Source organism: Streptomyces sp. NPDC041122 (assembly GCF_055592445.1).
In genome coordinates this window covers 1-22,794 of sequence record NZ_JBVIYQ010000006.1, presented here as the reverse complement: position 1 = coordinate 22,794, position 22,794 = coordinate 1, and the positions used below count along the sequence as shown (strand labels likewise).

20 protein-coding genes, 1 rRNA gene and 1 riboswitch are annotated in these 22,794 nt (G+C 70.0%); of the genes, 6 read left to right on the top strand and 15 right to left on the bottom strand.

All coding sequences use genetic code 11. From position 1 onward, the window contains the following. Window positions 1–97 precede the first annotated feature (97 nt). Window positions 98–526: a type II toxin-antitoxin system Rv0910 family toxin gene (locus ACZ6B8_RS21530; RefSeq protein ID WP_471608199.1), complete on the top strand. Its 429-nt coding sequence runs from the start codon at window positions 98–100 to the stop codon at window positions 524–526. Window positions 527–640: 114 nt separating this feature from the next. Here ACZ6B8_RS21530 and ACZ6B8_RS21525 read toward each other — a convergent pair whose 3' ends face one another. Next, window positions 641–1,312, bottom strand: a complete 672-nt coding sequence (locus tag ACZ6B8_RS21525) for a PadR family transcriptional regulator (protein WP_471608198.1) — start codon at window positions 1,310–1,312, stop codon at window positions 641–643. A gap of 302 nt (window positions 1,313–1,614) precedes the next feature. On the opposite strand from ACZ6B8_RS21525, the gene ACZ6B8_RS21520 reads away from it, so the two are divergent. Next, entirely contained in the window at window positions 1,615–2,454 is an 840-nt protein-coding gene (locus tag ACZ6B8_RS21520) for a PhzF family phenazine biosynthesis protein (protein ID WP_471082588.1), read from the top strand. 142 nt (window positions 2,455–2,596) lie between these two features. On the opposite strand, the gene ACZ6B8_RS21515 is transcribed toward ACZ6B8_RS21520, so the two are convergent. Continuing rightward, window positions 2,597–3,400 (bottom strand): CPBP family intramembrane glutamic endopeptidase, encoded by an 804-nt coding sequence (locus ACZ6B8_RS21515; protein WP_471082591.1) that lies wholly within the window; start codon window positions 3,398–3,400, stop codon window positions 2,597–2,599. A 167-nt stretch (window positions 3,401–3,567) separates the two neighbouring features. Here ACZ6B8_RS21515 and ACZ6B8_RS21510 point away from each other — a divergent pair, with 167 nt between their 5' ends. After that, window positions 3,568–5,343 (top strand): substrate-binding domain-containing protein, encoded by a 1,776-nt coding sequence (locus ACZ6B8_RS21510; protein ID WP_471608197.1) that lies wholly within the window; start codon window positions 3,568–3,570, stop codon window positions 5,341–5,343. 38 nt (window positions 5,344–5,381) lie between these two features. Here the strand turns inward: ACZ6B8_RS21510 and ACZ6B8_RS21505 are convergent, their stop codons facing one another. After that, window positions 5,382–6,905, bottom strand: coding sequence for a glutamate-cysteine ligase family protein (locus ACZ6B8_RS21505; protein WP_471608196.1), 1,524 nt, complete (start codon window positions 6,903–6,905; stop codon window positions 5,382–5,384). A gap of 485 nt (window positions 6,906–7,390) precedes the next feature. Between ACZ6B8_RS21505 and ACZ6B8_RS21500 the strand changes: the two genes are divergently transcribed. Beyond that, the gene (locus ACZ6B8_RS21500; protein WP_471608195.1) at window positions 7,391–7,975 is read left to right on the top strand and encodes a hypothetical protein; all 585 of its coding nucleotides are present in this window, start codon (window positions 7,391–7,393) and stop codon (window positions 7,973–7,975) included. A gap of 319 nt (window positions 7,976–8,294) precedes the next feature. Then, a complete protein-coding gene (locus ACZ6B8_RS21495) occupies window positions 8,295–8,501 on the top strand; it encodes a DUF5999 family protein (protein ID WP_358580562.1) in 207 nt (68 codons plus the stop codon). A 132-nt stretch (window positions 8,502–8,633) separates the two neighbouring features. On the opposite strand, the gene gcvP is transcribed toward ACZ6B8_RS21495, so the two are convergent. Then, window positions 8,634–11,522 (bottom strand): aminomethyl-transferring glycine dehydrogenase, encoded by a 2,889-nt coding sequence (gene gcvP, locus ACZ6B8_RS21490; RefSeq protein WP_471608194.1) that lies wholly within the window; start codon window positions 11,520–11,522, stop codon window positions 8,634–8,636. A 188-nt stretch (window positions 11,523–11,710) separates the two neighbouring features. After that, window positions 11,711–11,811: riboswitch (glycine riboswitch) on the bottom strand. Window positions 11,812–11,955: 144 nt separating this feature from the next. Between gcvP and ACZ6B8_RS21485 the strand changes: the two genes are divergently transcribed. Then, window positions 11,956–12,336, top strand: coding sequence for a PRC-barrel domain-containing protein (locus ACZ6B8_RS21485; protein WP_471082608.1), 381 nt, complete (start codon window positions 11,956–11,958; stop codon window positions 12,334–12,336). 55 nt (window positions 12,337–12,391) lie between these two features. Here ACZ6B8_RS21485 and ACZ6B8_RS21480 read toward each other — a convergent pair whose 3' ends face one another. The 11 genes from ACZ6B8_RS21480 to rrf all read right to left on the bottom strand — a co-directional run. Then, window positions 12,392–13,945, bottom strand: coding sequence for a DNA polymerase IV (locus ACZ6B8_RS21480; protein ID WP_471082611.1), 1,554 nt, complete (start codon window positions 13,943–13,945; stop codon window positions 12,392–12,394). Window positions 13,946–14,003: 58 nt separating this feature from the next. Beyond that, entirely contained in the window at window positions 14,004–14,618 is a 615-nt protein-coding gene (locus ACZ6B8_RS21475) for a MerR family transcriptional regulator (protein ID WP_471082613.1), read from the bottom strand. 169 nt (window positions 14,619–14,787) lie between these two features. Continuing rightward, entirely contained in the window at window positions 14,788–15,261 is a 474-nt protein-coding gene (locus tag ACZ6B8_RS21470) for a bifunctional nuclease family protein (protein ID WP_063795355.1), read from the bottom strand. A gap of 75 nt (window positions 15,262–15,336) precedes the next feature. Beyond that, window positions 15,337–16,080 (bottom strand): transcriptional regulator FtsR, encoded by a 744-nt coding sequence (gene ftsR, locus ACZ6B8_RS21465; RefSeq protein WP_471082616.1) that lies wholly within the window; start codon window positions 16,078–16,080, stop codon window positions 15,337–15,339. Window positions 16,081–16,126: 46 nt separating this feature from the next. Next, entirely contained in the window at window positions 16,127–17,089 is a 963-nt protein-coding gene (locus ACZ6B8_RS21460) for an FHA domain-containing protein (RefSeq protein WP_471082705.1), read from the bottom strand. 82 nt (window positions 17,090–17,171) lie between these two features. Continuing rightward, entirely contained in the window at window positions 17,172–18,014 is an 843-nt protein-coding gene (locus tag ACZ6B8_RS21455; protein WP_471608193.1) for a DUF881 domain-containing protein, read from the bottom strand. A gap of 5 nt (window positions 18,015–18,019) precedes the next feature. Further along, on the bottom strand, window positions 18,020–18,352 hold the full coding sequence (locus ACZ6B8_RS21450) for a small basic family protein (RefSeq protein WP_003988855.1): 333 nt from the start codon (window positions 18,350–18,352) through the stop codon (window positions 18,020–18,022). After that, window positions 18,349–19,248 carry a DUF881 domain-containing protein gene (locus ACZ6B8_RS21445; RefSeq protein ID WP_471082622.1) on the bottom strand — a complete coding sequence of 300 codons (900 nt, stop codon included), beginning with the start codon at window positions 19,246–19,248 and terminating at the stop codon, window positions 18,349–18,351. The genes ACZ6B8_RS21450 and ACZ6B8_RS21445 overlap by 4 nt, the downstream gene beginning before the upstream one ends. Window positions 19,249–19,336: 88 nt before the next feature. Further along, window positions 19,337–21,832, bottom strand: coding sequence for a sugar phosphate nucleotidyltransferase (locus tag ACZ6B8_RS21440; RefSeq protein ID WP_471082625.1), 2,496 nt, complete (start codon window positions 21,830–21,832; stop codon window positions 19,337–19,339). A 112-nt stretch (window positions 21,833–21,944) separates the two neighbouring features. Next, complete coding sequence (locus ACZ6B8_RS21435; protein ID WP_471082628.1) at window positions 21,945–22,553, bottom strand: CDP-alcohol phosphatidyltransferase family protein; 609 nt, start codon at window positions 22,551–22,553, stop codon at window positions 21,945–21,947. Between the two features lie 154 nt (window positions 22,554–22,707). Next, window positions 22,708–22,794, bottom strand: a 5S ribosomal RNA gene (gene rrf / locus ACZ6B8_RS21430); the annotation flags it as partial.

Sequence of the window (22,794 nt, the reverse complement as noted above, 5' to 3'; positions counted from 1 at the left end):
GACGGTTCATCAGTATTGAATGTTCCGGACCCGGCGGCTACGTTCCGCGACACCGTAGCTGCGGCCGTCGCAGCGCCCGACGGGAAGGGGTGGCCGCATGGCCGAAGTCAGCGCGGAGGCACGCATCGAGGCGCCCGCCGAAAAGGTCTGGGCCCAGCTCACCGACTTCTCCTCGTACGGCGAGTGGAACTCCACGCACACCAGCTTTCCGCAGGGCGGTCCCACCACCCTGGAGACGGGCGGCACCTTCGTGGAGAACATGAAGCTGATGGGCTTCCCCGCCGAAGTCAACTGGACCATCGAGGAGCTGGAGACCGCCCGCACCCTGGCCATCGCGGGCAAGGGCCCGATGGGCGTCAACGTCTCCACCCGCTACTCCCTCGCGCCCGAGGGATCCGGCACGGTGGTCCGCATCGAGGGCGAGTTCACCGGCGCCGCCGTCTCCCTGATGGCGGGCAAACTGAAGGACTCGGCGACCGCCGCGCTCAACGAGTCACTGCGCAAGCTGGACGCCTTGGTGACGTGACACCTCCACCCCCACGTCCATCCCGCCTGTACCTCCACCGGCAGAACGAACGAGGCGCCCCGCACCATGCGTGCGGGGCGCCTCGTCGCGGCGGGGCCTTCGGCCCCGACCACGTCAGTCCTCATCGGCGAGGATCAGGTACAGCTTCTTGCGTGCGTCGTTGATGACGGAGACCGCCTTTTCGCGCTGCTCCTTGCTGCCGGTCTTCCAGACCTGGCCGAACGCCTCCATCAGACCGAAGCCGGCCTGCCGGATCTCGTTCAGCGTCTCCCAGTCGACGCCGCGCCCGGCCTCTTCCCAGGGCGCCTCCGGACCTTCGGCGGCCGCCTCGCGACCGGCGTCGGTGAGGGAGAACAGCTTCTTGCCGCCCTCGCTGGCGCTGCTGATCAGGCCCTCGTCCTCCAGGAGCTGGAGAGTGGGGTAGACCGAGCCGGGGCTGGGCTTCCACGCCCCGCCGCTGCGCTCGGCGATCTCCTGGATCATTTCGTAGCCGTGCATGGGCCGGTCCTTCAGAAGGGCCAGGATCGACGCGCGTACGTCACCGCGCCGAGCCCTCCCACGAGGGCCGCCCCGCCCGCCGCGCCCGCCCCAGGGGCCGCCGGGGCCACCGGGGCCTCCGGGCCCGCCGAAGCCGGGGCCGAAGGGGCCGAACGCACCGCGTCGCCCCTCGAAGCCGCCGAAGCCGCCGAATCCTTCGCGGCCGAATCCTTCACGGCCCTCGGGGCCGCCGCGGCGGCCATGTCCATGGCCGCGTCCGTGCTCGTGTTCAAAACCGTGGGAACGCATAGCGATCACTCCTTGGTGTGGTCGATCGGACGATCCGATCTTTGATCAGTCGCGAACCTGTCGCGATGCCTCAACGATATATCGGTATAGCTCGCCTGGCAACCCTCTGCCTGACCTGCGGGAACGAGGGGCGCGGCGGCGAGACCCCGACTTCCACCCCCCTCCTGGCACCCCTCGCCCCCGCTCCCGACCCCCTCCACCCCACTCCCCCACCACCAGGTGCCAATCGCCCCCGAAGATCAGTCCAGTGACACACAATTGGCCTTACCCTTCGCCCCGCGCGGCCCTCTACCGTCGACTCCATGCCGACTTCGACCCCGACTCCGACGTCCCACCGCATCCGCGTCGTCGACGCCTTCACGGACCGCCCCTTCGCCGGCAACCCGGCCGGGGTCCTGCTCCTCGACGCCTTTCCCGACGACACCTGGCTGCAGCAGGTGGCCAAGGAGGTCAACCACGCGGAGACCGCCTTCGCCCACCGGCTGCCCGAGGGCGCCGACGCCGACTGGGCGCTGCGCTGGTTCACACCCGCCACCGAGGTCGACCTCTGCGGCCATGCCACTTTGGCCACGGCCCACGTCCTGCACACCACGGGCACCGCGTCCGGCACGGTCCGCTTCGCCACCCGCAGCGGTGTCCTCACGGCGACCGCGCACGAGGACGGCTCCCTCACCCTGGACTTTCCGACCGCCCCGCTCACCGAGGCCGCCGTCCCCGACGGCATCGCGGAGGCCCTGGGCGCCGTACCGCTCACCGCGTACGACACGGGCCGGCAGGTCGGGGACCTGCTGGTCGAGCTCGCCGACGAGAAGACGGTCCGGTCGCTCGCCCCGGACCACAAGGCCCTCGTCCACCACTCCGAGCGCGGCATCATCGCCACGGCCAGGGCCGAGAACCCCTCCGGTGACTACGACTTCGTCTCGCGCTGCTTCTTCCCGCGCGTCGGCATCGACGAGGATCCGGTGACGGGCAGCGCGCACACCGCCCTCGCCCCCTTCTGGTCCGAGCGCATCGGCCGCGCCGGACTGACCGGGCTGCAGGCCTCACCCCGCACCGGCCTGGTCCGCACGGAGCTGCGCGGCGACCGCACCCTGCTGACCGGCCACGCGGTCACGGTCATCGAGGGCGAACTCTTCGCCTGACCCGCATCCACCGGGGACCCGTCCGGGAAGCGCAGAGACGACGGTGGGGACGTACGAGTTGCTCGTGCGTCCCCACCGTCAAGTCCCGTCGGTACGCTCACATACCGTCGATCCGTTCGCGCGCCCGCGCGCACCCTTGGCCTCACGAAGGCGTCGGCAGCCAGTCCACCTTCCCCGCGAGCAGCGCGTACCCGACGAACGCCCCGACGTCCAGCAGCGTGTGCGCGACCACCAGCGGCCCGACCCGCCCCCACCTGCGGTAGAGCAGCACGAACACCACGCCCATCGCGACGTTCCCGAAGAACCCGCCGATGCCCTGATACAGGTGGTACGAGCCCCGCAGCACCGAACTGCCCACCAGCGCGGCCATCGGCGTCCATCCCAACTGCGCGAGCCTGCGCAGCAGATAGCCGACGACGATCACTTCCTCCAGGACCGCGTTCTGCACCGCGGACAGCACGAGGACGGGGTACTTCCACCACACGTCCGGCAAGTCCTCGGGCACCACGGTGAGGTTGAAGCCGAGGCCGCGGGCCGCCAGGTAGAAGGCGATGCCGGTGCTGCCGATCACCGCGGCGACCGCGGCGCCGCGCCCCAGGTCGGGCCACGGCCGCGTCCGGTCGAACCCGATCGTCCGCAGCCCCGCCCGCTCCCGCAGCAGGAAGTGCGCGACCAGCGCCACCGGCACCAACGCCGTCGCGATTCCGAACAATTGCCATGCGAGATCCAGCCAAGGACGCCCCGGCGCCGCCGAGCTGTTCAGCGTGGCGGCCTGGTCCTTGAGACCACCCGGCTTGGTGACCGAGCCGACAAAGCTGATCAGCGCGGACACTCCGCTCGCCCCGAGCGAGAGGGCCAGGACGAGCAACGTCTCATCCCGGAGCGTGCGCCGCGAGGGCCCGTCCGCTGGAAAAGAACCGGCCATCGGCCCCGGCTCCGCTTGCACTTACGCCTCCAGTTGAGTAATCCCGCCTCATCCCCATCCTCGTCCCGCTAGGGTCTCGAAAGAAGTTACGAAGATCGTGCGCGACAGGCCGAGGGGGACGGACGCCGGTTCCGGGCGTACAGCCCCCTCTTTCCTTGCTTCATCGATCAAGGAGGGGCACCACCGCCATGGGACGTCACAGCTTGCCCGATGAGCACGGGACGGCCGCGCCCGACCCCCGGCCGCGTGCGCGCGGCCGCACGGTCGCCCTGGCCGCGGCGCTCGTCCTCGTCATCGCGGGCGGCACGGCTGCGGCGGTCGGCAGCGGACTGCTCTCCCTCGGCGGCTCCTGCGCGGACGACGCGGTGGACCTCGACGTCGTCGCCGCCCCCGCCATCGCCCCGGCCCTGCGCAAGGCCGCCGACAACGCCCGCGAGGAGGAGCTCACCTCCGACGGTCACTGCATCGACGTGAAGGTGAGCGCCCGCGACTCCTACGACGTCGCCACCGAACTCCGCGCCGGCAAGGGCGAACCGGAGTACGACGTGTGGGTGCCGGACTCCGGCCTGTGGGTGCGGCGCGTGGGCCTCGGCGCGAAGCAGCACAAGATATCCCCCGCGGGCAACATCGCCTCGTCACCCGTCGGCATCGGCATGATCCCCTCCGCCGCGGAGTCCCTCGGCTGGCCCGAGAAGACGTACGACTGGCCGAAGTTGACGGCAACCGCCATGAAGAGCGACCGGCTCCGCCTGGGCGCCGCCGATCCCGCGCGCAGCGCGACCGGCCTGCTCGCCCTCGCCAAACTGGGCGCGTCCGCGAAGAAACAGGGCGGCGAGGAGGGCGGCACCCAGGCCGCAGCACTGGCGAAGTCGCTGTCCGCCCGCACCACCGACAGCGACGGCCGGCTCCTGGAGACCCTGGCCCGCGACGACTCCGGCACCGAACGGGGCAACCCGCGCCGCAACCAGGCCCTGATCGTCTCCGAACAGGCCGCCTTCGCGCACAACGAGGCCGCCGGCCAGGAGAACGACCTCGATCTCTTCTACCCCAAGGACGGCTCACCCCGGCTCGACTACCCGTACACGCTCGTCGAGGACGACCGGATGTCCACCGACACGAGCCGTGCGGCGCTGCGCTTCATGACGATGTTCAGCGACGAGGAGGGCCGGAGGATCCTGGCCGAGCACGGCTTCCGGACCGACCTCGAGCGGCCCACCGACCGGCTGATCACCGCCGCCGGGGGCCGCACCCCGCAGCCCTACGCCGCGGAGTCCCCGGACCCGCCCTCCGACAAACAGCTCCAGGAAACCCTGGGCATGTGGACGATCACCGTGCAGAGCGCCCGGCTCAACACGGTCGTCGACGCCTCGGAATCCATGCGCCAGGTGGTGCCGGGCCGGGGCCAGTCCCGCATGGAGGTCACCAAGTCCTCACTGCTGCGGGCCCTCGCCGGCTTCACGGACGAGGACGAGATCGGCCTGTGGGAGTTCGCCACCGGTCTCGACGGCACGCGTGACTACCGCGAGCTGGAGCCGACCGAGCGCCTCGGCGGCCACCAGGGCGGCGCCACCCACCGGGACCGTCTGACCGAGGCATTCAGCGGCCTGCACCCCGTGCCCGGCGGGGCGACCGGGCTGTACGACACCACGCTCGCCGCCTACAAGGAGGCCCGGTCGACGTACGCACGCGGCAAGTTCAACGCCCTGGTGATCCTGACCGACGGCGCCAACCAGGACCCGGACAGCATCTCCCGCAGCGCCCTCATCTCGCGGCTGGAGGGTCTCGCCGACGCGCGGCGGCCGGTGCCGATCATCGCCATCGCCGTCGGCCCTGAGGCGGACAAGGACGAGGTCCAGCAGATCGCCGAGGCGACCGGCGGCTCCGGCCACCAGGTCGACGACCCGGCGCAGATCCACGCGGTCATCCTCAAGGCGATCATGGAGGCGGGCAGCAACCAGGGCTGACCGCCGGGCCGCGTGGCATCGGCCGCCGACCCGTGGCGTCACCCGCCGAGCGGCACCGCCGGCTGCCGGAGCCCCACGGGCCACGTGTGCACCGGCTCCCCCGTGTGCATCAGCTCCCCGTACCGCTGTGTGGTCGCGGCCAGCGCGGCCTCCCTCGCCATCCCGGCCTCCAGCGCCCGGTGGTAGGTCGTCGCCTGCCAGGACGCCCCGTTGACCCGCAGCCGGCACCGCTCCTCGATCACCCCGAGGTAGAGATCCCGGTCTGCTGCCTCCACGCCCCACGCGTCCAGACCCGCCGCCGCGAGCGGCAGCAGCTCGTCGCGTACGAGGTCGACGGCCGCCACCTCCGCCGTGCCGCCGAGCCTGCCGCGCCGCGGCCACTGCAGCGTGGCGTCGATGCCGTGGCGGCACGCGACGTCGAAGTTGCGGGCGGCGGCCTCGAAGGGCAGCCGGGTCCAGACGGGCCGCGCTTCCTCGGCGAGCGCCCGCACCAGGCCGTAGTAGAAGGCGGCGTTGGCGATGACGTCGGTGATGGTGGGGCCCGCGGGCAGCACCCGGTTCTCCACCCGCAGATGCGGGACGCCGTCGGCGATGCCGTACACCGGGCGGTTCCAGCGGTAGACGGTGCCGTTGTGCAGCACCAGCTCGCCGAGCTGTGGTACGCCGCCCGCGTCCAGGACCTCCCGCGGAATCTCCTCGTCCATCAGCGGCAGCAGCGCCGGGAAGTACTTCAGGTTCTCCTCGAAGAGCTCCAGAGGTCCGGTGATCCACCGCTCCCCGAACCAGGTGCGCGGCCGCACCCCCTGCGCCTGCAGCTCGGGCGTCCGGGTGTCGGTGGACTGCAGGAACAGCGGCGGCCGCGACTCGCGCCACAGCTCACGGCCGAACAGGAACGGCGCGTTGGCCCCGACGGCGACCTGCGCGGCGGCGATGGCCTGCGCCGCGTTCCACACGTCGGCGAAGCGGCCGGGCGTGACCTGCAGGTGCAGCTGCACCGACGTGCACGCCGCCTCCGGCGCGATCGACGCCGAGGTGCAGGTCAGCCGCTCCACGCCCTCGATGTCCAGGACGAAGCGCTCCCCGCGCGCCGCGACGATCTGCTCGTTCAGCAGGGCGTAGCGGTCGACGTCGGACAGGTTCGCGGAGACCAGATCGGCGCGGTTCAGCGTCGGCAGAATACCGATCATGACAATTCCGGCGTCGACCTCGTTGGCCTTTCTGTGGGCGTAGTTGAGGCCGGTACGGAGCTCTTCGGCGAGCCGGTCGAGCACTCGGCCGCCGAGCCGGTGCGGGGCAATGTTCACTTCCAGATTGAACATTCCGAGTTCCGTCTGGAAATCCCGGCTCGCGATGCGCTCCAGCACCTGCGCATTCAACATCCTCGGCAACCCGTCGGGCCCGACGAGATTCAGCTCGATCTCCATGCCCATCAGATTCTTGGGCCGGTCGAAGCGCTCCTCCGCCAGCAATCGCTCCAGCCCGGCAAGGCACTCGCGGAGCTTGCCTCGGTAGTGGTGCCGATCGGCCAGGTCGAACGTGCCTGCCGCGACCTTCTCCCCCATCGAAGCGTCCCTCCTGGAGCGGGCGGCCGTGGATCGGGCCGCTGTGTACGGGGGATGATGCCCAGGCAATGTGATCGATAACGCCCCGCGCGCCGCCGCCGGACGCTACGCTCGACACACCTTGCTGTCCGGCACATTCACCAGGCATGCGGCACAGTGAAGATTCCGTTCCGAAGCACCTGGTCAAAAGTACCGGCAGGAATCGGCCGACCGCGTACCGGCGGAAATCCGAGGTCACGGCGACGGGGCCCCTGCGAAATCAGGATAAACGTCTCACAAGGACGGCGCATTTGCACCTTGCCCGTAATATCCGGTGCGTCTAGGTGAAACACCGTCCGAACACACTTCGTATAAACTGCGCAAGCTAGGCAGAGAGTTGGCGCTCGCGGTTTCCAGCCCCCGCCCCTCTGACCCAGAGCCTGACAGCGCCGTCACGCACCCGCCCCCGCTCCACCGTGCCTGTCGAATGAGAGAGGCGACCCACCATGCCGCTGCATGTCCCCCCGGCTCCCGCGCCCGCCCTGCGCAGCGTCCTCGCGGCACTCGGTTCCCCCACGGCCGTACGCGAGGCCCGCACCCCGTCCCTGCGTGCCGCGCAGGGACCGACGAGTCCCGAACTCCCGCTGCCGGTCCACGTGTTGGACCGCATCACTCCCGAGGGGACGTCACCCACCCGGCTCTCCGGCTGGCGCTTCCTGATCCGCTGCGGCGAGCGCGCCGTCGCCGCGGCCGACACGATGCTCACACCGGACGGCTGGGCGTTCTCCCACTTCTTCGAGGGGCCCTACATCACCTCCACGGAGCGGTCGCTGCGGCACGCCGAAGCCATGCAGGTGCCCTATCAGCCCCGCCTGCTGTCGGTGCCGGAGCTCTATATGCTCACGCTCTGGCTGCACCGCGACTGCACGGACGACGGCGCCGAGGGGGCGCTGGCCGCCACCGACCTGCTCGTACCCCTGGCTCCCGCACCGCCCGGCATCGCGGCCCACCGTCCGCACCGCGTCGCCGAGCTGCTGCCGATGCTCAACCACCGCCTGGCCCCGGCACCCCTGCTGAGCTCGCCCGCCTGAGGTCGCCGGGCCGAGGTCGCCCGTACGTCCGCACGGTGCCCCGCCGCCCCGGCCGCGGGGCACCGTGCTGCCCACCCAGGTGGACTAGCCCACTCGGGTCACCCCGAACCACCCGAAGAGACACTGGAGTTGAGCTGAACCGTCCGCGCGGGTGATACGTCCTTAAGCAGTAGGAGCCGCTGCGGCGAAATCCCTGCGGATTGACGCGCGGAGGGCAACACTGGGACCGGACCGACTACAACGGGGGGCGGTTATGAACACCGCATCGAGCCACAGGACCGACGTCACAGCCATCTCATCGCAGCGAAAGAACCCTTCCATGTGCCAGCACCAACCACCGTGCCCGACAGCCGACTCCGCCGACCGGGAAGCCGCGCTCCTCATGGCGAGCCACCCGGAACAGGGCTGGAGCCTGCTGTGCAACGGCGTCCTGCTCTTCGAGGACACCGGTGAGCTGCTGCCGGACGGACAGATCATCGCCCCGCACCGACCGCTGGGCACCGACCGGATCATGACGGCGGCCTGACCACCGCCGGCAGATGGCACCACGGCAGGACCGCACCGCCGCACCACCGCACCGCCCGAAAGACGAGGGGCCGGCCCGGAGAAGAACTCCGAACCGGCCCCGCCGCATGCCCGCGTCACCCGGGCGCGGTGATCAGTCCTCGTACGCATCCAGCGGCGGGCAGGAGCAGACCAGGTTCCGGTCGCCGTACGCCTGGTCGATGCGGCGCACCGGCGGCCAGTACTTGTCCGGGGCGACGACGCCGGCCGGGAAGACGGCCTCCTCGCGGCTGTAGCCGTGCTCCCACGCACCGCTCAGCGCGGCGGCGGTGTGCGGGGCGTTCCGCAGCGGGTTGTCCTCGGCGCTCCACTCACCGGTGCCGACCTTCTCGATCTCCCGGCGGATGGCGATCATCGCGTCGCAGAACCGGTCGATCTCGCCCAGGTCCTCGCTCTCCGTCGGCTCGATCATCAGGGTTCCGGCGACCGGGAAGGACATGGTCGGCGCGTGGAAGCCGTAGTCGATGAGCCGCTTGGCGATGTCGTCGACACTGACGCCGGTCGCCTTGCTGAGCGGGCGCAGGTCGACGATGCACTCGTGCGCGACGAGACCGGCGGGGCCGGTGTAGAGCACCGGGTAGTGAGGCTCGAGGCGCTTGGCGATGTAGTTGGCGGAGAGCACCGCGACCTGGGTTGCGGTCTTCAGGCCCTCGCCGCCCATCAGGCGCACGTACGACCAGGAGATCGGCAGGATCCCGGCCGAGCCCCACGGCGCCGCGGAGATCGGGCCGACGCCGGTCTCGGGGCCGGCCGCGGGCTGCAGCGGGTGGTTCGGCAGGTACGGCGCGAGGTGCTCGCGCACGCCGACCGGGCCGACGCCGGGGCCGCCGCCGCCGTGCGGGATGCAGAAGGTCTTGTGCAGGTTCAGGTGCGAGACGTCGCCGCCGAAGTGACCCGGCTTGGCGAGGCCCACCAGGGCGTTCAGGTTGGCCCCGTCCACGTACACCTGGCCGCCGGCCTCGTGGACCTCGGCGCAGATGTCGGCGACGTGCTCCTCGAAGACGCCGTGCGTCGAGGGGTAGGTGATCATCAGCACCGACAGCTCGTCGCGGTGCTTCTCGATCTTGGCGCGCAGGTCCTCGACGTCGATCTCGCCGTCGTCGGCGGTCTTCACCACGACGACCTTCATGCCGGCCATGACGGCGCTCGCGGCGTTGGTGCCGTGCGCGGAGGAGGGGATGAGGCAGACGGTGCGCTGGTCGTCGCCGTTGGCCCGGTGGTACCCGCGGACGGCGAGGAGACCGGCCAGCTCCCCCTGCGAGCCGGCGTTGGGCTGCAGGGAGACCTTGTCGTACCCGGTGACCTCGGCGAGGCGCTCCTCCAGCTCGCGGATGAGCGTGAGGTAGCCCTGCGCCTGCTGGGCGGGAGCGAAGGGGTGCAGCTGGCCGAACTCGGGCCAGGTGACCGGCTCCATCTCGGTGGTCGCGTTGAGCTTCATGGTGCAGGAGCCCAGCGGGATCATGCCGCGGTCGAGCGCGTAGTCGCGGTCGGCGAGCCTGCGCAGGTAGCGCAGCATCGCGGTCTCGGAGCGGTTCTGGTGGAAGACGGGGTGGGTGAGGTAGTCGTCCGTGCGCAGCAGGCCCTCGGGCAGCGTGTCCGCGACCGTGGCGTCGAGCGCCTCGATGTCGGCCTCGACCCCGAAAGCGCCCCAGACGGCGGCGAGTTGGGCCCGCGTGGTGGTCTCGTCACAGGCGAGGGAGACGTGGTCGGCGTCGACCGGGCGGATGTTCACGCCGCCCTCGCGGGCGGCCGCGACGAGCTCCTCCGCGCGGCCCTCGGCGCGCACGGTCAGGGTGTCGAAGTAGGAGCCGTGCACGACCTCGACGCCGCCGGCCGTGAGCCCGGCCGCGAGCAGCGTCGCGTACCGGTGGGTGCGCCGGGCGATGGACTTCAGACCCTCGGGGCCGTGGTAGACGGCGTACATTCCGGCCATGACCGCGAGCAGCACCTGAGCGGTACAGATGTTGCTGGTGGCCTTCTCGCGGCGGATGTGCTGCTCACGGGTCTGCAGCGCGAGCCGGTAGGCCTTGTTGCCGTCGGCGTCGACGGAGACGCCGACGAGCCGCCCGGGAAGGCTGCGCGCGAACTTCTCGCGCACCGCCATGTAACCGGCGTGCGGGCCGCCGAAGCCCATCGGCACACCGAAGCGCTGCGTCGTGCCGACGGCGATGTCGGCGCCCAGCTCGCCGGGCGAGGTGAGCAGCGTCAGCGCGAGCAGGTCCGCGGCGACGGTGACGACGGCGCCGATCTCGTGCGCCTGGTCGATGAGCGGCTTGATGTCCCGTACGACGCCGGAGGCGCCCGGGTACTGCACGAGAACGCCGACGACGCCGCGCTCGGCGACCTCGGCGGGGATGCCGTCGCTCAGGTCGGCGACCACGATCTCGACGCCGGTGGGCTCGGCGCGGGTCCGGATGACGGCGATGGTCTGCGGCAGCGCGTCGGCGTCGACGACGAAGACGCCGTTCTTGACCTTGCCCATGCGCCGGGACAGGGCCATGGCCTCGGCGGCCGCGGTGCCCTCGTCGAGGAGCGAGGCCCCGGAGGTGGGCAGGCCGGTCAGCTCGGCGACCATCGTCTGGAAGTTGAGCAGCGCCTCCAGGCGGCCCTGCGAGATCTCCGGCTGGTACGGCGTGTACGCGGTGTACCAGGCGGGGTTCTCCATCACGTTCCGCAGGATGACCGGCGGCGTGAAGGTGCCGTAGTACCCGAGTCCGATCATGGAGTCGAGGACCTGGTTGCGGTCGGCCAGGGAGCGCAGCTCGGCCAGTACCTCGGCCTCGGTGCGCGCGCCGGGCAGGTTCAGCGCCTCGGCGTTCTTGATCACATCCGGCACCGCGGCGGCCGTCAGCTCGTCGAGCGAGCCGTACCCGACCTGGGCGAGCATCTTGGCCCGCGCTTCCGCATCGGGCCCGATGTGCCGCTGCTCGAAGGGGATGCCCTGCTCGAGCGCGGAGAGCGGGATGCGATTGGTGGCAGTCATTGCGGAGGCCTCCTGGTCTGCACGACCTGCGAGGGGTACCACGGCGCGGGTACCCGGACGGCCTCCCCCTCTGTCATCTCAACCTGAGAGCTTCACAGTCCCGTCGTGTCGACAGATCTGCTTTCACCGTCGGTGAGGAGGGGTTTCGAACGTGCCCGCCCGACGCCCGCCCTGCTTTCCAGAGTGACCTCGTCCGTGCGGTACTGGATGCCTGAGAGATTCCGGGGAGGATTTGCTCCTTCGGCGCCTCCGGGAACCGTGTTCCGGAGAGCTCTCCCGCACGGGGTCAGCAGCCGAACGTCAGCCTACCAGCGAGGCTCACGGCCGATCCCTCGAGTGGCCGCCCGCCCCGAAGTGCTCTTTCGTAGTGACTACGAACGAATAAGGATGAGTTACGCCCGGTTTCGACAACCCGCGACCATCTGGAGGGCCCGTGCAGACCGACATCGATCCGCGCAATCTGATCGGCCGCAAGGCGTTCGACCGGAACGGGACGAAGATCGGCACGATCGACGAGGTCTACCTCGACGACGCCACCGGAGCCCCGGAGTGGGCCGCCATACGCACCGGCCTGTTCAGCCGCGACGCGTTCGTGCCGCTGGAACCGAGCGAGCTGGGCGAGGACGGCACCGTACGGATCCCCTTCGACCGCGACCTGATCAAGGACGCCCCGGACTTCGGGGTGGGCCGCCACCTCTCCCCCGAGCAGGAACTCCAGCTCTACCACCACTACGGCCTGGACACGACACCACCGCGGACGCCTCCTCCACCCGACCAGAGCTTCGGCCGCATCGCGGGCACGGAACCCCCCTGACCCCGTCCGGCACCCGCCCTGCCCCTGTCCCCCGTGCCCCGTCCCGCGGCGGGCCTCAGCCCTCGCCCTGGTCCCCCACCTCCGCACGAGCGACACCGGAGGCGCTCTCGAGCCCGGCCCCAGACGGCTCCGCCCCAGTCACGCCCGGCAGCGGCACCGCTTCGACCAGCGGCAGCGGCTCGGCGGGCACCAGATCCGGATCGTCCGTCCGGAAGGTCTTCACCCGCCCCGGAGCCGAGTACGGCGTCTCGAAACGCACCGTGACCCGCCCGAGCCCGCTCCCCTGCACCCACCCGTGGCCGTACTCGCTGTGCCGTACATCGATCCCGGCCGCCCACCGCCGCTCGCCGAGCGTGACCGCCTCCTCGGGCAGGACATCGCCGGCCTTCTGCTCACCGGCCGTGCCGTCACCGCCTCCGCCGCCCTCGCCCCCAGGAGCGCCCTCCACGCCCCCCTGCGCCGCGCCGGCCGCCTCGGCCGACCCGACCGCGACGACCTCCGCCTCGGCCGCCAGAGCAGCCGCCTCGGCGGCCTGAGCCTGCGCCTGCGCGAAGAGGTCCTCCTGCGTGTAGTCGGCGAGGCCGGAGACGCCGACACCGAGCAGCCGCACACCCCCTGTGGTGTCCACGGACTCCAGCAGCCGCGCGGCGGCCTCCCGCACCACCCCCGGGTCGTCCGTGGGCCCGCGCAACGTCTCGGAGCGCGTCAGCGTCGAGAAGTCGAACCGCCGCACCTTGAGCACGATGGTCCGCCCCGAGTGCCCCGCCGCCCGCAGCCGCTCCACACACCGGTCGGCGAGCCGCGCGACCTCGCCCCGGATCCGCACCCGGTCGTGGATGTCCACGTCGTACGTGTCCTCGACGCTGACCGACTTGCTCTCCCGCTCGGCCACCACGGGCCGCTCGTCGAGCGCCAGCGCCATCGCGTACAGCGAGCCCCCGTGCGCCTTGCCCAGGAGCCGTACGAGCTCGTCCTCGCCGGCCTCCGCGAGCTCCTCGACCGTGATGATCCCGGCCCGCCGCAGATGGTCCCCGGTGGCCGGTCCCACGCCGGGCAGCGTGCGCACCGACATCGGCCCGAGCATGGCCCGCTCCGTCCCCGGCGCTATCAGCCGGAGCCCGTCCGGCTTGGCCTCCTCGGAGGCGATCTTGGCCAGCATCTTGGAGACGGCGAGCCCCACGGAGCCGGTCAGTCCGGTCACTTCCCTGATGTCCGCCCGCAGCTGCTCTCCGACGGCCCGGGCCGACTCCGCGTCGTCGGCGACACCACCCGCCTCCAGGTCGACGAAGGCCTCGTCCAGGCTGAGCGGCTCCACGAGCGGCGACAGCTTCCGCAACAGCCCCATCACCTGCTCGCTGACCTCGCGGTACAGCCCGAAGCGCGGCACGAGGTAGGCGGCGTTCGGCGCCAGCCGCCGGGCCTGCCCCATGGGCATCGCGGAGTGCACACCAAAACGACGCGCCTCGTAGGAGGCGGTCGCGACCACGCCTCGCGGCCCCAGACCGCCCACCACCACGGCTTTTCCGCGCAGACTCGGTTTCGCGGCCTGTTCCGCGGACGCGTAGAAGGCATCCATGTCCAGATGCAGAATCGTCGGCGCGCTTCTCACGTCTCTGATGCTGCCCTATGCCACTGACAACGCGACCGCGGACCGCTCCGGAGCCCGCCTAGACAGCCTTGTTGCGCCGTCTGGCCAGCTCGTCGGCCGGGTTGTGTCCGATGAGCGTCTCACCGGTGTCGACGCGCTCCCCGTGCAGCTGGGACAGCGCCGCCTCGACGTCGCGCCACACGACCCCCACGGCGATCCCGAAGACGCCCTGGCCGCCCTGGAGCAGTTCGTGGACCTCACCGGGCGACGTGCACTCGTAGACCGTCGCGCCGTCGCTCATCAGCGTCATCCGCTCCAGATCCTGGAACCCGCGCTCCCGCAGGTGCTGGACCGTCGTCCGGATGTTCTGCAGGGACACACCGGTGTCGAGGAACCGCTTCACGATCTTCAGGACGACCACGTCGCGGAAGCTGTAGAGCCGCTGGGTCCCCGAACCGCCCGCGGCCCGCACGCTCGGTTCGACCAGGCCCGTACGGGCCCAGTAGTCGAGCTGTCGATAGGTGATGCCCGCTGCCGCGCACGCGGTGGGCCCCCGGTAGCCGACCCGCTCGTGCCCGGACGCCGCGTCCCCGCTCCCCTGGACCGCCATGGGGCGACTCGGAGAGTGATCGGTCACGCCGCCGTGGAGCGGGTACGGCCCGCCCACCGCCGTACCGTCGCCGCTGCTTCTCACGCCGACCTCCCTCCTTGACCTGCCTCATCGACGGTAGGCAGTCGCCAGGGGCTCGTCAACGATCGCCACACTCGGCACGCCGAGTGATAATCACCCTGAGAGTGGTTTCCCGTGCCTCGTCGCGGGGAAAGGCTAGCCGAATGGTCCGACGCGGGCCGTCTTAAGCGGCTCACTGGCTGTTGGTGCCGAAGTCCTCGGGCGAGATCTGGTCGAGGAACTCGCGGAACTTCTCCACCTCGTCCTCCTGCTCGTCCGGAATCGCGATGCCGGCGTCGTCCAGCACACCGTCGCTGCCGAAGATCGGCGTGCCGGTGCGCAGCGCGAGCGCTATGGCGTCGGACGGCCGCGCGCTCACCTCGACACCGCTGGCGAAGACCAGCTCCGCGTAGAAGACCCCTTCCCGCAGGTCCGTGATGCGCACTTCGGAGAGCTCCTGGCCCACCGCTTCCAGCACGTCCTTGAACAGGTCGTGGGTCAGCGGCCGTGCGGGTGCCATGCCCTGCTGTGCGAAGGCGATGGCGGTCGCCTCACCTGGTCCGATCCAGATGGGAAGGTACCGGTCGCCTCCCACTTCACGCAGGAGCACGATCGGCTGGTTGGAGGGCATTTCGACCCGGACACCTACGACGTCGAGCTCGTTCACACAGCAACCCTAGGACGTGGCTGGCAGGTTTGGGTAGTCGGGCACCCGCCGAGTACCGGCCGGACGCACGCGTGGTCAGGGCAGTCTGATCCCGAGCGCCGTCTGCACGAGCGCCGAATGCAGCCTGCCGGTGAGCCCCGCCAGCTCTTTGGTACGGGCCTCGGCATGGGCTCTGGTCTGCGGATTTCGATGCCGCCGCAGCGGTGCGACCACTTGGTCGACGAGCCCGGCCTCGCGCTCGGCCGCGGCCTTCATGGCCCGCAGATGCCGCGGCTCGATACCGAACCGGCCGAGTTCCACGACGAGCGTGGCGACCGTGACGGCCTCCGCGTCGTACCCGCCGTCCGGCAGCGGGGCGACCAGGCCGTACGCCTCCCACTCGGTGAGCTGGACCTCGTCGATCTCGGCGGCGGCCAGCAGCTCGTCACGGCCCACCCGGGCCGCCGTGGGCCCCTCGGCGTCGTCCGGGCCCTGGGCGTCGCCACCGTCCCGCTGACGCCCCAGGGACGGCATGGGAGGCCGCTCGCCCCGCTCCAGCGCGTCGAGGTGCTCCCGGATGACCTTGAGCGGCAGATAGTGGTCACGCTGCATCCGCAGGACGTGCCCGAGCCGCTCGACGTCCGCCGGGGCGAACTTCCGGTACCCGGACGGCGTCCGCTGCGGCTCGATGAGCCCCTCGGACTCCAGGAACCGGATCTTGGAGATGGTGACCTCGGGAAACTCGTCCCGCAGTTGGTTCAACACGGTACCGATGCTCATCAGCCGACGGTCCGCGGCGGCGGTGCCGATGTCGGCACCGCCCCTCGGTGTTTGAAGCATGGACCTTCCCTGGGGGTGTGCCCCCCAGACCGTGTCTGGGGGTGGTTCAGATGGCCCGCTGGCTCGCGTAGAAGACCAGGCGGTACTTGCCGATCTGCACCTCGTCGCCGTTCGAGAGCGCGACGGAGTCGATGCGCTCACGGTTGACGTACGTGCCGTTGAGGCTGCCCACGTCGGCGACGGTGAACGAACCGTCCTGGAGGCGACGGAACTCCACGTGGCGACGCGACACCGTCACGTCGTCGAGGAAGATGTCGCTCTGCGGGTGACGCCCCGCCGTGGTCAGCTCGCCGTCGAGCAGGAAACGGCTGCCCGAGTTGGGTCCGCGGCGCACCACGAGCAGCGCGGAACCGAGCGGCAGAGCGTCGACGGCCGCCTGCGCCTCCGGGGAGAGCGCGGGAGTCGGGGTCTGCCCCGTCGTCTCGGCGTCGTAGGCCTCAAGGCCCGAGATGGAGATCGTCGAGGTCGTCTCGGACGGGCGCTCCGGCGAGGCTCCGGCGCGCAGCGGCGCACCGCAGTTGGAGCAGAACCGGCTCGCCTCGGCGTTGCGGTTCCCGCACCTCGTACACACCAGGGCCATGGACGGGTCCTCCTGCCGTGGCTGCCCCGCAGGGGCATTCGATGCGTACGGGCCGGGGGCGAACCCTCCACCCGTACCTGAGGTTGAAGGTTCCCCGAAACCTATGCGGCCGGGACCGGCAGGGTCAACAGACGACGCGCCCTGTGCGCCCGAAATGTCACCACCTGGCCCAGCGACCTGATCACGGAACATCGGGCGCTCCGCGCCCTGCTCCTCACCATCTCCGTGGCGCGGGGCGCGATGACGGGCAGTGGCCGGATTGCCGCTGTCCTCTCGCGCGCTCTTGCCGAACAACTTCGCAAACAACTTCACGGGCGATTCCCCTTGACCGAAACAGACCCGCCCGTGGGGCAGGACGAACCCTGATTGCACACACCGGCATTCATCGGTGAGCCAGACATCCTCACAACGTCTGTGGCCACCAAACAGTTTCCACCACGCACCACGCTTACGGTGCGCCGACCCCCCGCAACCTCATGCCCTCGCCTCGCGGCCCCCATGCGTCCGCCCCTCACTGGGAGGACGACCGAGCGTAGTCAGGCCGCTTCGCAGGTCGCAAGGCGTTCACGACGATCTTCTCCGAGCGTTCCACGGTCACCGTGGCCTGCTCCTTCTCCAGAGTCTGCACCACACCTCCCGGGATGTTCAGCGCAGGTTCGAGATCCTGCGGCTTGCCGATCACCTTGAAGAGGTACGGCTCGCTCACCTTGTGACCATCCACCCGTACGCCACCGCCGGTGGCGTCGGACAGATAGGTGTTGGCCACGACCCGTACGTCATTGATCTGGATCGCCTCGGCGCCGGCGGCGCGCAGCTCCTGAATGGCGTCGAGCAGCATGTCCGCCTTGACCGCCCCCCTCTTGTCCTCGATGGTCAGCGTGATGCCGGGCCCCTGGGCCGCCACCGTGCCGGCCAGGATGCCGAGTTGCCGTTCCCGCTCGACCGTCTGCTTGCGCGCCTCTTCGGCCTGGTCCGAGCTGTTCTCCAACCCGGTCCGCTGGTCCTCGAGGCGTCGCTTCTCTTCTTCCAGACGCTGAGTTCGGTCATCCAGTTCATCGAGGATGCGTACGAGATCTTCTTGTCGTGCGCCGCGCAGCGCGCTGCTGTCGCTGTTGGACCGCACCTGAATGGCCAGTCCGAGGCCCAGCACGAACAACAGCAGGGCGACGATGAGTTGGGGCCGGGTCACCCGCGGCGGCCACAGGCCCTGCCGCAGCCGCTGACGGCCGGTGAGCTGCGGCTTCGCCGCGGGCCCCGCGGACGCGGCGGGCGCGGCCGGTGGCCCGGGCACGCTCGGGATCTCCGCCGGGAGCTCCCTGCGCGGGTTGAGGTCGGGCCTGTCGTCGGAACTCATCGGCGTCACGCCCTGAAGACATGCCGGCGGATCGCGGCGGCGTTGGAGAAGATGCGGATGCCGAGGACGACCACGACACCGGTGGACAGCTGCGCCCCGACGCCGAGCTTGTCCCCGAGGAACACGATCAGCGCGGCCACCACCACGTTCGACAGGAACGACACGACGAACACCTTGTCGTCGAAGATGCCGTCGAGCATGGCCCGCAACCCGCCGAACACGGCGTCGAGGGCCGCGACCACGGCGATCGGGAGATACGGCTCGACCACCGCCGGAACCTCGGGCCGAACCAACAATCCGGCCACGACTCCCACGACGAGGCCCAGTACGGCGATCACGATGTGCCCTTTCCTGCCTTCGGCTCTGCTGTACGTACGGTGACGCTCGGCGCTGCCGGGAGCCTGAGCTCGTCCGACACGGAGATGCTGGTCCTGATGCCGAAATTCTCCTGCAGAGCGTGCAGGTACTGACCGTCGCGGCTGTTCTGGAACCGGGTGCTCAAGCGCTTCGCGTCCCCCACCGCGAGCACCGTATACGGCGGCACCAGCGGTCTGTTGTCGACCAGTATCGCGTCACCCGCGGCCCTGATCGCCGAAAGGGCGGTGAGACGCTGGTCGTTGATGGAGATGGCCTCGGCGCCGGACTCCCACAGGCCGTTGACGACGCGCTGCATGTCGCGGTCGCGTACCCGGCCGGTGTCGGAGAAACTCGCGCTCTCGCGCGGTCCGCCGCCACCCGGATCGGCCTGCTTCTTGTCGTCCACGACGAGCTTCACACCGGGCCCGTGGACTTCCGTGGCACCCGAAAGGAGACCCACCAACTCGCCCTGGCTCCCACCGTGCTTCTTCAGCGCGGCCTCCTGCCGCTCCCCGACGTCGTCGCGGAGCTTGTCCACGTCGTCCTCGAGCTGGTCGGCGCCCTCGGTGGCCGATTCGACGCGGTCGATGAGCTCCTCGCGCTCCTTGGCCACCACCGGGGCCTCTATACGCGCCTGCGCAGCTCCCACGGTGACCACCAGCGCGGCCAGCACCAGACCGGCCGCGAGGCCGAGTTTGGCCCGCAGCGGGCGAGGAACACCACTGTCCCCTCGGGCCTTCTTGCGGGCCGCCGCCTCCGCGTATCCCTCGTCGAGACTGTGGTCCATGACGGTGGTGAGCAGCGACATGGAGGCGTCCGGGCGCCGAGGGCGCGAGGGGGTGCTCCGAACGGGGGGCTGCTGCGGCATGCCGCACATCGTCGCACGTCGCGACGGCTACCTCCGAATGGCCCCACCGGCGAGCCGGGCGGCACCTGTTGTGGGCGCCGCCCGGCTCCGCGACGGGTCAGCGACCCGCGCTGTCCACCACCGTGGACCACTCGTCCAACAGCGCCTGCGCGGACGCGTCGTCGGGCCCCTCGGCCCACAGATGGGTGACGGCCTCCGCGGGGTCCGGCAGCACCAAGACCCAGCGCCCGTCGGCCTCCACGACCCGCACACCGTCGGTGGTGTCCACGGACCGGTCACCGGCGGCCTCCACGACGCGCCGCATCACAAGACCCTTCACGGCCCACGGAGTCGCCAGGTCACGCTTCAGCACGTGCGCCCGCGGGATCCGCGCGTCGATCTGGCTCAGGGTGAGCTGAGTCCGCGCCACGAGCCCGACGAGCCGCACAAAAGCGGCGGTCGCGTCGAAGACACCACTGAACTCGGGGACGATGAACCCGCCCCGCCCGTCCCCGCCGAAGATCGTCGAGTCCTCGCGACCGACCCTGGTCAGGTCGTCCGGCGACGTGGTCGTCCAGTCCACCTGGGTGCCGTGGTACGCCGCGACCTGCTCGGCGATGCGCGTCGTCGTCACCGGCAGCGCCACCCGCCCGCTGCGCCGCTCCGCCGCGACCAGGTCGAGCATGACCAGCAGCGCCCGGTCGTCCTCGACGATCCGCCCCTTCTCGTCCACGAGCGAAAGACGCTCGCCGACCGGGTCGAACCGCACACCGAAGGCGGCCCTGGCCGACGCCACGATCTCCCCCAGCCGCACCAGCCCGGCCCTGCGGGTGTCCGCGGTCTCGGTGGGCCGCGACTCGTCGAGCCCCGGGTTGATGGTCAGCGCGTCCACCCCGAGCTTCCCGAGAAGGCTCGGCAGTACGAGGCCGGCGCTTCCGTTGGACGCGTCGACGACGACCTTGAGACCCGACTCCGCGACGCCGGTGGTGTCGACGTTGCGCAGCAGAGAGCCCGTGTACGAGTCGAAGACGCTGGACGGGAAGTGCAGGTCGCCGATCTCGCCCGGGAAGGCCCGCCGGTATTCCTGACGCGCGTACACCCGGTCCAGCTTCCGCTGGCTGCCCTGCGACAGGTCGGCGCCCTGCCCGTCGAAGAACATGATGTCGACGGAGTCGGGCACTCCGGGCGTCGTCCGGATCATGATCCCGCCGGCGCTGCCTCGCGCGGTCTGCTGCCGCGCGACCGGCAGCGGCACGTTCTCCAGGTCCCGTACGTCGATGGCGCTGGCCTGCAGCGCCGAGATCACCGCCCGCTTCAGGGCCCGCGCACCACGGGAGTGGTCACGCGCGGTGGTGACGGTGGAACCCTTCTTCAGGGTCGTCGCGTACGCGCCCGCCAGGCGCACGGCGAGCTCGGGCGTGATCTCCACGTTCAGGATTCCGGACACGCCGCGCGCCCCGAAGAGGTGCGCCTGGCCTCGGGATTCCCAGATGACGGAGGTGTTGACGAACGCGCCGGCCTCGACCGTCTTGAACGGATAGACCCTGACGTTCCCCTGGACGATCGATTCTTCACCGACCAGGCACTCGTCACCGATGACCGCGCCGTCCTCGATGCGGGCGGCGCGCATGATGTCGGTGTTCTTGCCTACGACGCAGCCCCGCAGATTGCTGTGCTGCCCGATGTAGACGTTGTCGTGCACGACCGCCTTGTGCAGGAACGCGCCCTCCTTGACGACGACGTTCGAGCCGATGACGGTGTGCTCACGGATCTCGGCGTTCGCCTCGACCTTGGCGTAGTCACCGACGTACAGCGGCCCGCGCAGCACAGCGTCGGGGTGTACTTCCGCCCCTTCGGCGACCCACACGCCGGGCGAGATCTCGAAGCCGTCGAGCTCGACGTCGACCTTGCCCTCCAGCACGTCGGCCTGCGCCTTGACGTAGCTCTCGTGCGTGCCGACGTCCTCCCAGTAGCCCTCGGCGATATAGCCGTAGACGGGCTTGCCTTCCTTCATGAGCTGCGGGAAGACGTCACCGGACCAGTCGACGGGAACGTCGGCATCGACGTAGTCGAACACCTCGGGCTCCATCACATAGATGCCCGTGTTCACCGTGTCGGAGAAGACCTGCCCCCAGGTCGGCTTCTCGAGGAAGCGCTCGACCTTTCCTTCTTCGTCGACGATGGTGATGCCGAATTCCAGCGGATTCGGGACGCGCGTCAGACAGACGGTGACGAGCGCACCCTTTTCCTTGTGGAAGGCGATCAGCTCGGAGAGGTCGAAGTCGGTGAGAGCGTCACCGGAGATCACGAGGAACGCGTCGTCCTTCAGCGCTTCCTCGGCGTTCTTCACGCTGCCGGCGGTGCCGAGCGGTTTCTCCTCGTTGGCATAGGTGAGCTCCATCCCGAGCTCTTCGCCGTCGCCGAAGTAGTTCTTGACGAGCGATGCCAAGAACTGCACTGTCACTACGGTCTCGGTGAGCCCATGCCTCTTCAGCAGACGCAGCACATGCTCCATGATCGGCCGGTTGGCCACAGGAAGGAGCGGCTTGGGCATGCTCGAGGTCATGGGGCGAAGGCGCGTGCCCTCACCACCGGCCATCACGACGGCCTTCATGTCGGAAACGTCCTCCTCAATAGAGACGACCTAGCCGACCCAGCTCACCAGGGATGGCCCGCGTACGGCAGATGCGGGCCGTGGAGCTTCTGCAGCCGCCGAATCGGCGAGCTCAATCGGCCGGTCTGTCCACCTTGACAAGTCGGCGGACCTGAACCACATACAGGATCCCTGCCCACCAATACAGGGTTGTACCCCATCCGGCGAACGCCCATCCGAAAATAGCAGCGAGAGTGGCGAGCCAGCCGCTTCCGTCGCTGAGGAGCAGTAGTGGAAAGGCGTACATCAGGTTGAAGGTCGCGGCCTTGCCCAGAAAGTTCACCTGCGGCGGCGGATAGCCGTGCCGGCGAAGGATCCCGACCATCACCAGCAGGACCAGCTCACGCAGCAGAAGTGCCGCGGTCAGCCAGAGCGGAAGAATCTCCCGCCACGTCAGTCCGAGCAGCGTGGAGAGGATATAGAGCCGGTCGGCCGCCGGATCGAGGAGTCGTCCGAGGTTGCTGATCTGGTTCCAGCGCCGGGCGAGCTTGCCGTCCAGGTAGTCGCTGACTCCACTGAGCGCCAGGACAAGCAGCGCCCATCCGTCACTGTTGGGCCCCCCGAACTCCGGCCTGAGGATCAACCACAGGAAGAGGGGCACGCCGGCGAGGCGCGCCATGCTGAGGATGTTCGGGATGGTGAGGACACGGTCCGTCTGGACGCGTGTCTCCTGGACCTCCACCCGGGGGCCTCCTGTGAGGAAAGAGCCAATGATGCCCCCTGACCTTACCCTCAGTGGCCGGACGCCGGTGCGGAGGGGTGCCGGCACCACACCCGCAAAACAAAAAAAGCCGTGGTCCCTGGAATTAAATCCAGGGACCACGGCTATAAAAGGAGTTCGGCGGCGTCCTACTCTCCCACAGGGTCCCCCCTGCAGTACCATCGGCGCTATGAGGCTTAGCTTCCGGGTTCGGAATGTAACC

Coding starts and splice junctions, on each gene's coding strand:
- ACZ6B8_RS21530 (WP_471608199.1), top strand. CDS start 98: ATGGCCGAAGTCAGCGCGGAGGCACGCATCGAGGCGCCCGCCGAAAAG.
- ACZ6B8_RS21525 (WP_471608198.1), bottom strand. CDS start 1,312: ATGCGTTCCCACGGTTTTGAACACGAGCACGGACGCGGCCATGGACAT.
- ACZ6B8_RS21520 (WP_471082588.1), top strand. CDS start 1,615: ATGCCGACTTCGACCCCGACTCCGACGTCCCACCGCATCCGCGTCGTC.
- ACZ6B8_RS21510 (WP_471608197.1), top strand. CDS start 3,568: ATGGGACGTCACAGCTTGCCCGATGAGCACGGGACGGCCGCGCCCGAC.
- ACZ6B8_RS21505 (WP_471608196.1), bottom strand. CDS start 6,905: ATGGGGGAGAAGGTCGCGGCAGGCACGTTCGACCTGGCCGATCGGCAC.
- ACZ6B8_RS21500 (WP_471608195.1), top strand. CDS start 7,391: ATGCCGCTGCATGTCCCCCCGGCTCCCGCGCCCGCCCTGCGCAGCGTC.
- ACZ6B8_RS21495 (WP_358580562.1), top strand. CDS start 8,295: ATGTGCCAGCACCAACCACCGTGCCCGACAGCCGACTCCGCCGACCGG.
- gcvP (WP_471608194.1), bottom strand. CDS start 11,522: ATGACTGCCACCAATCGCATCCCGCTCTCCGCGCTCGAGCAGGGCATC.
- ftsR (WP_471082616.1), bottom strand. CDS start 16,080: ATGCTTCAAACACCGAGGGGCGGTGCCGACATCGGCACCGCCGCCGCG.
- ACZ6B8_RS21455 (WP_471608193.1), bottom strand. CDS start 18,014: ATGAGTTCCGACGACAGGCCCGACCTCAACCCGCGCAGGGAGCTCCCG.
- ACZ6B8_RS21445 (WP_471082622.1), bottom strand. CDS start 19,248: ATGTGCGGCATGCCGCAGCAGCCCCCCGTTCGGAGCACCCCCTCGCGC.
- ACZ6B8_RS21440 (WP_471082625.1), bottom strand. CDS start 21,832: ATGAAGGCCGTCGTGATGGCCGGTGGTGAGGGCACGCGCCTTCGCCCC.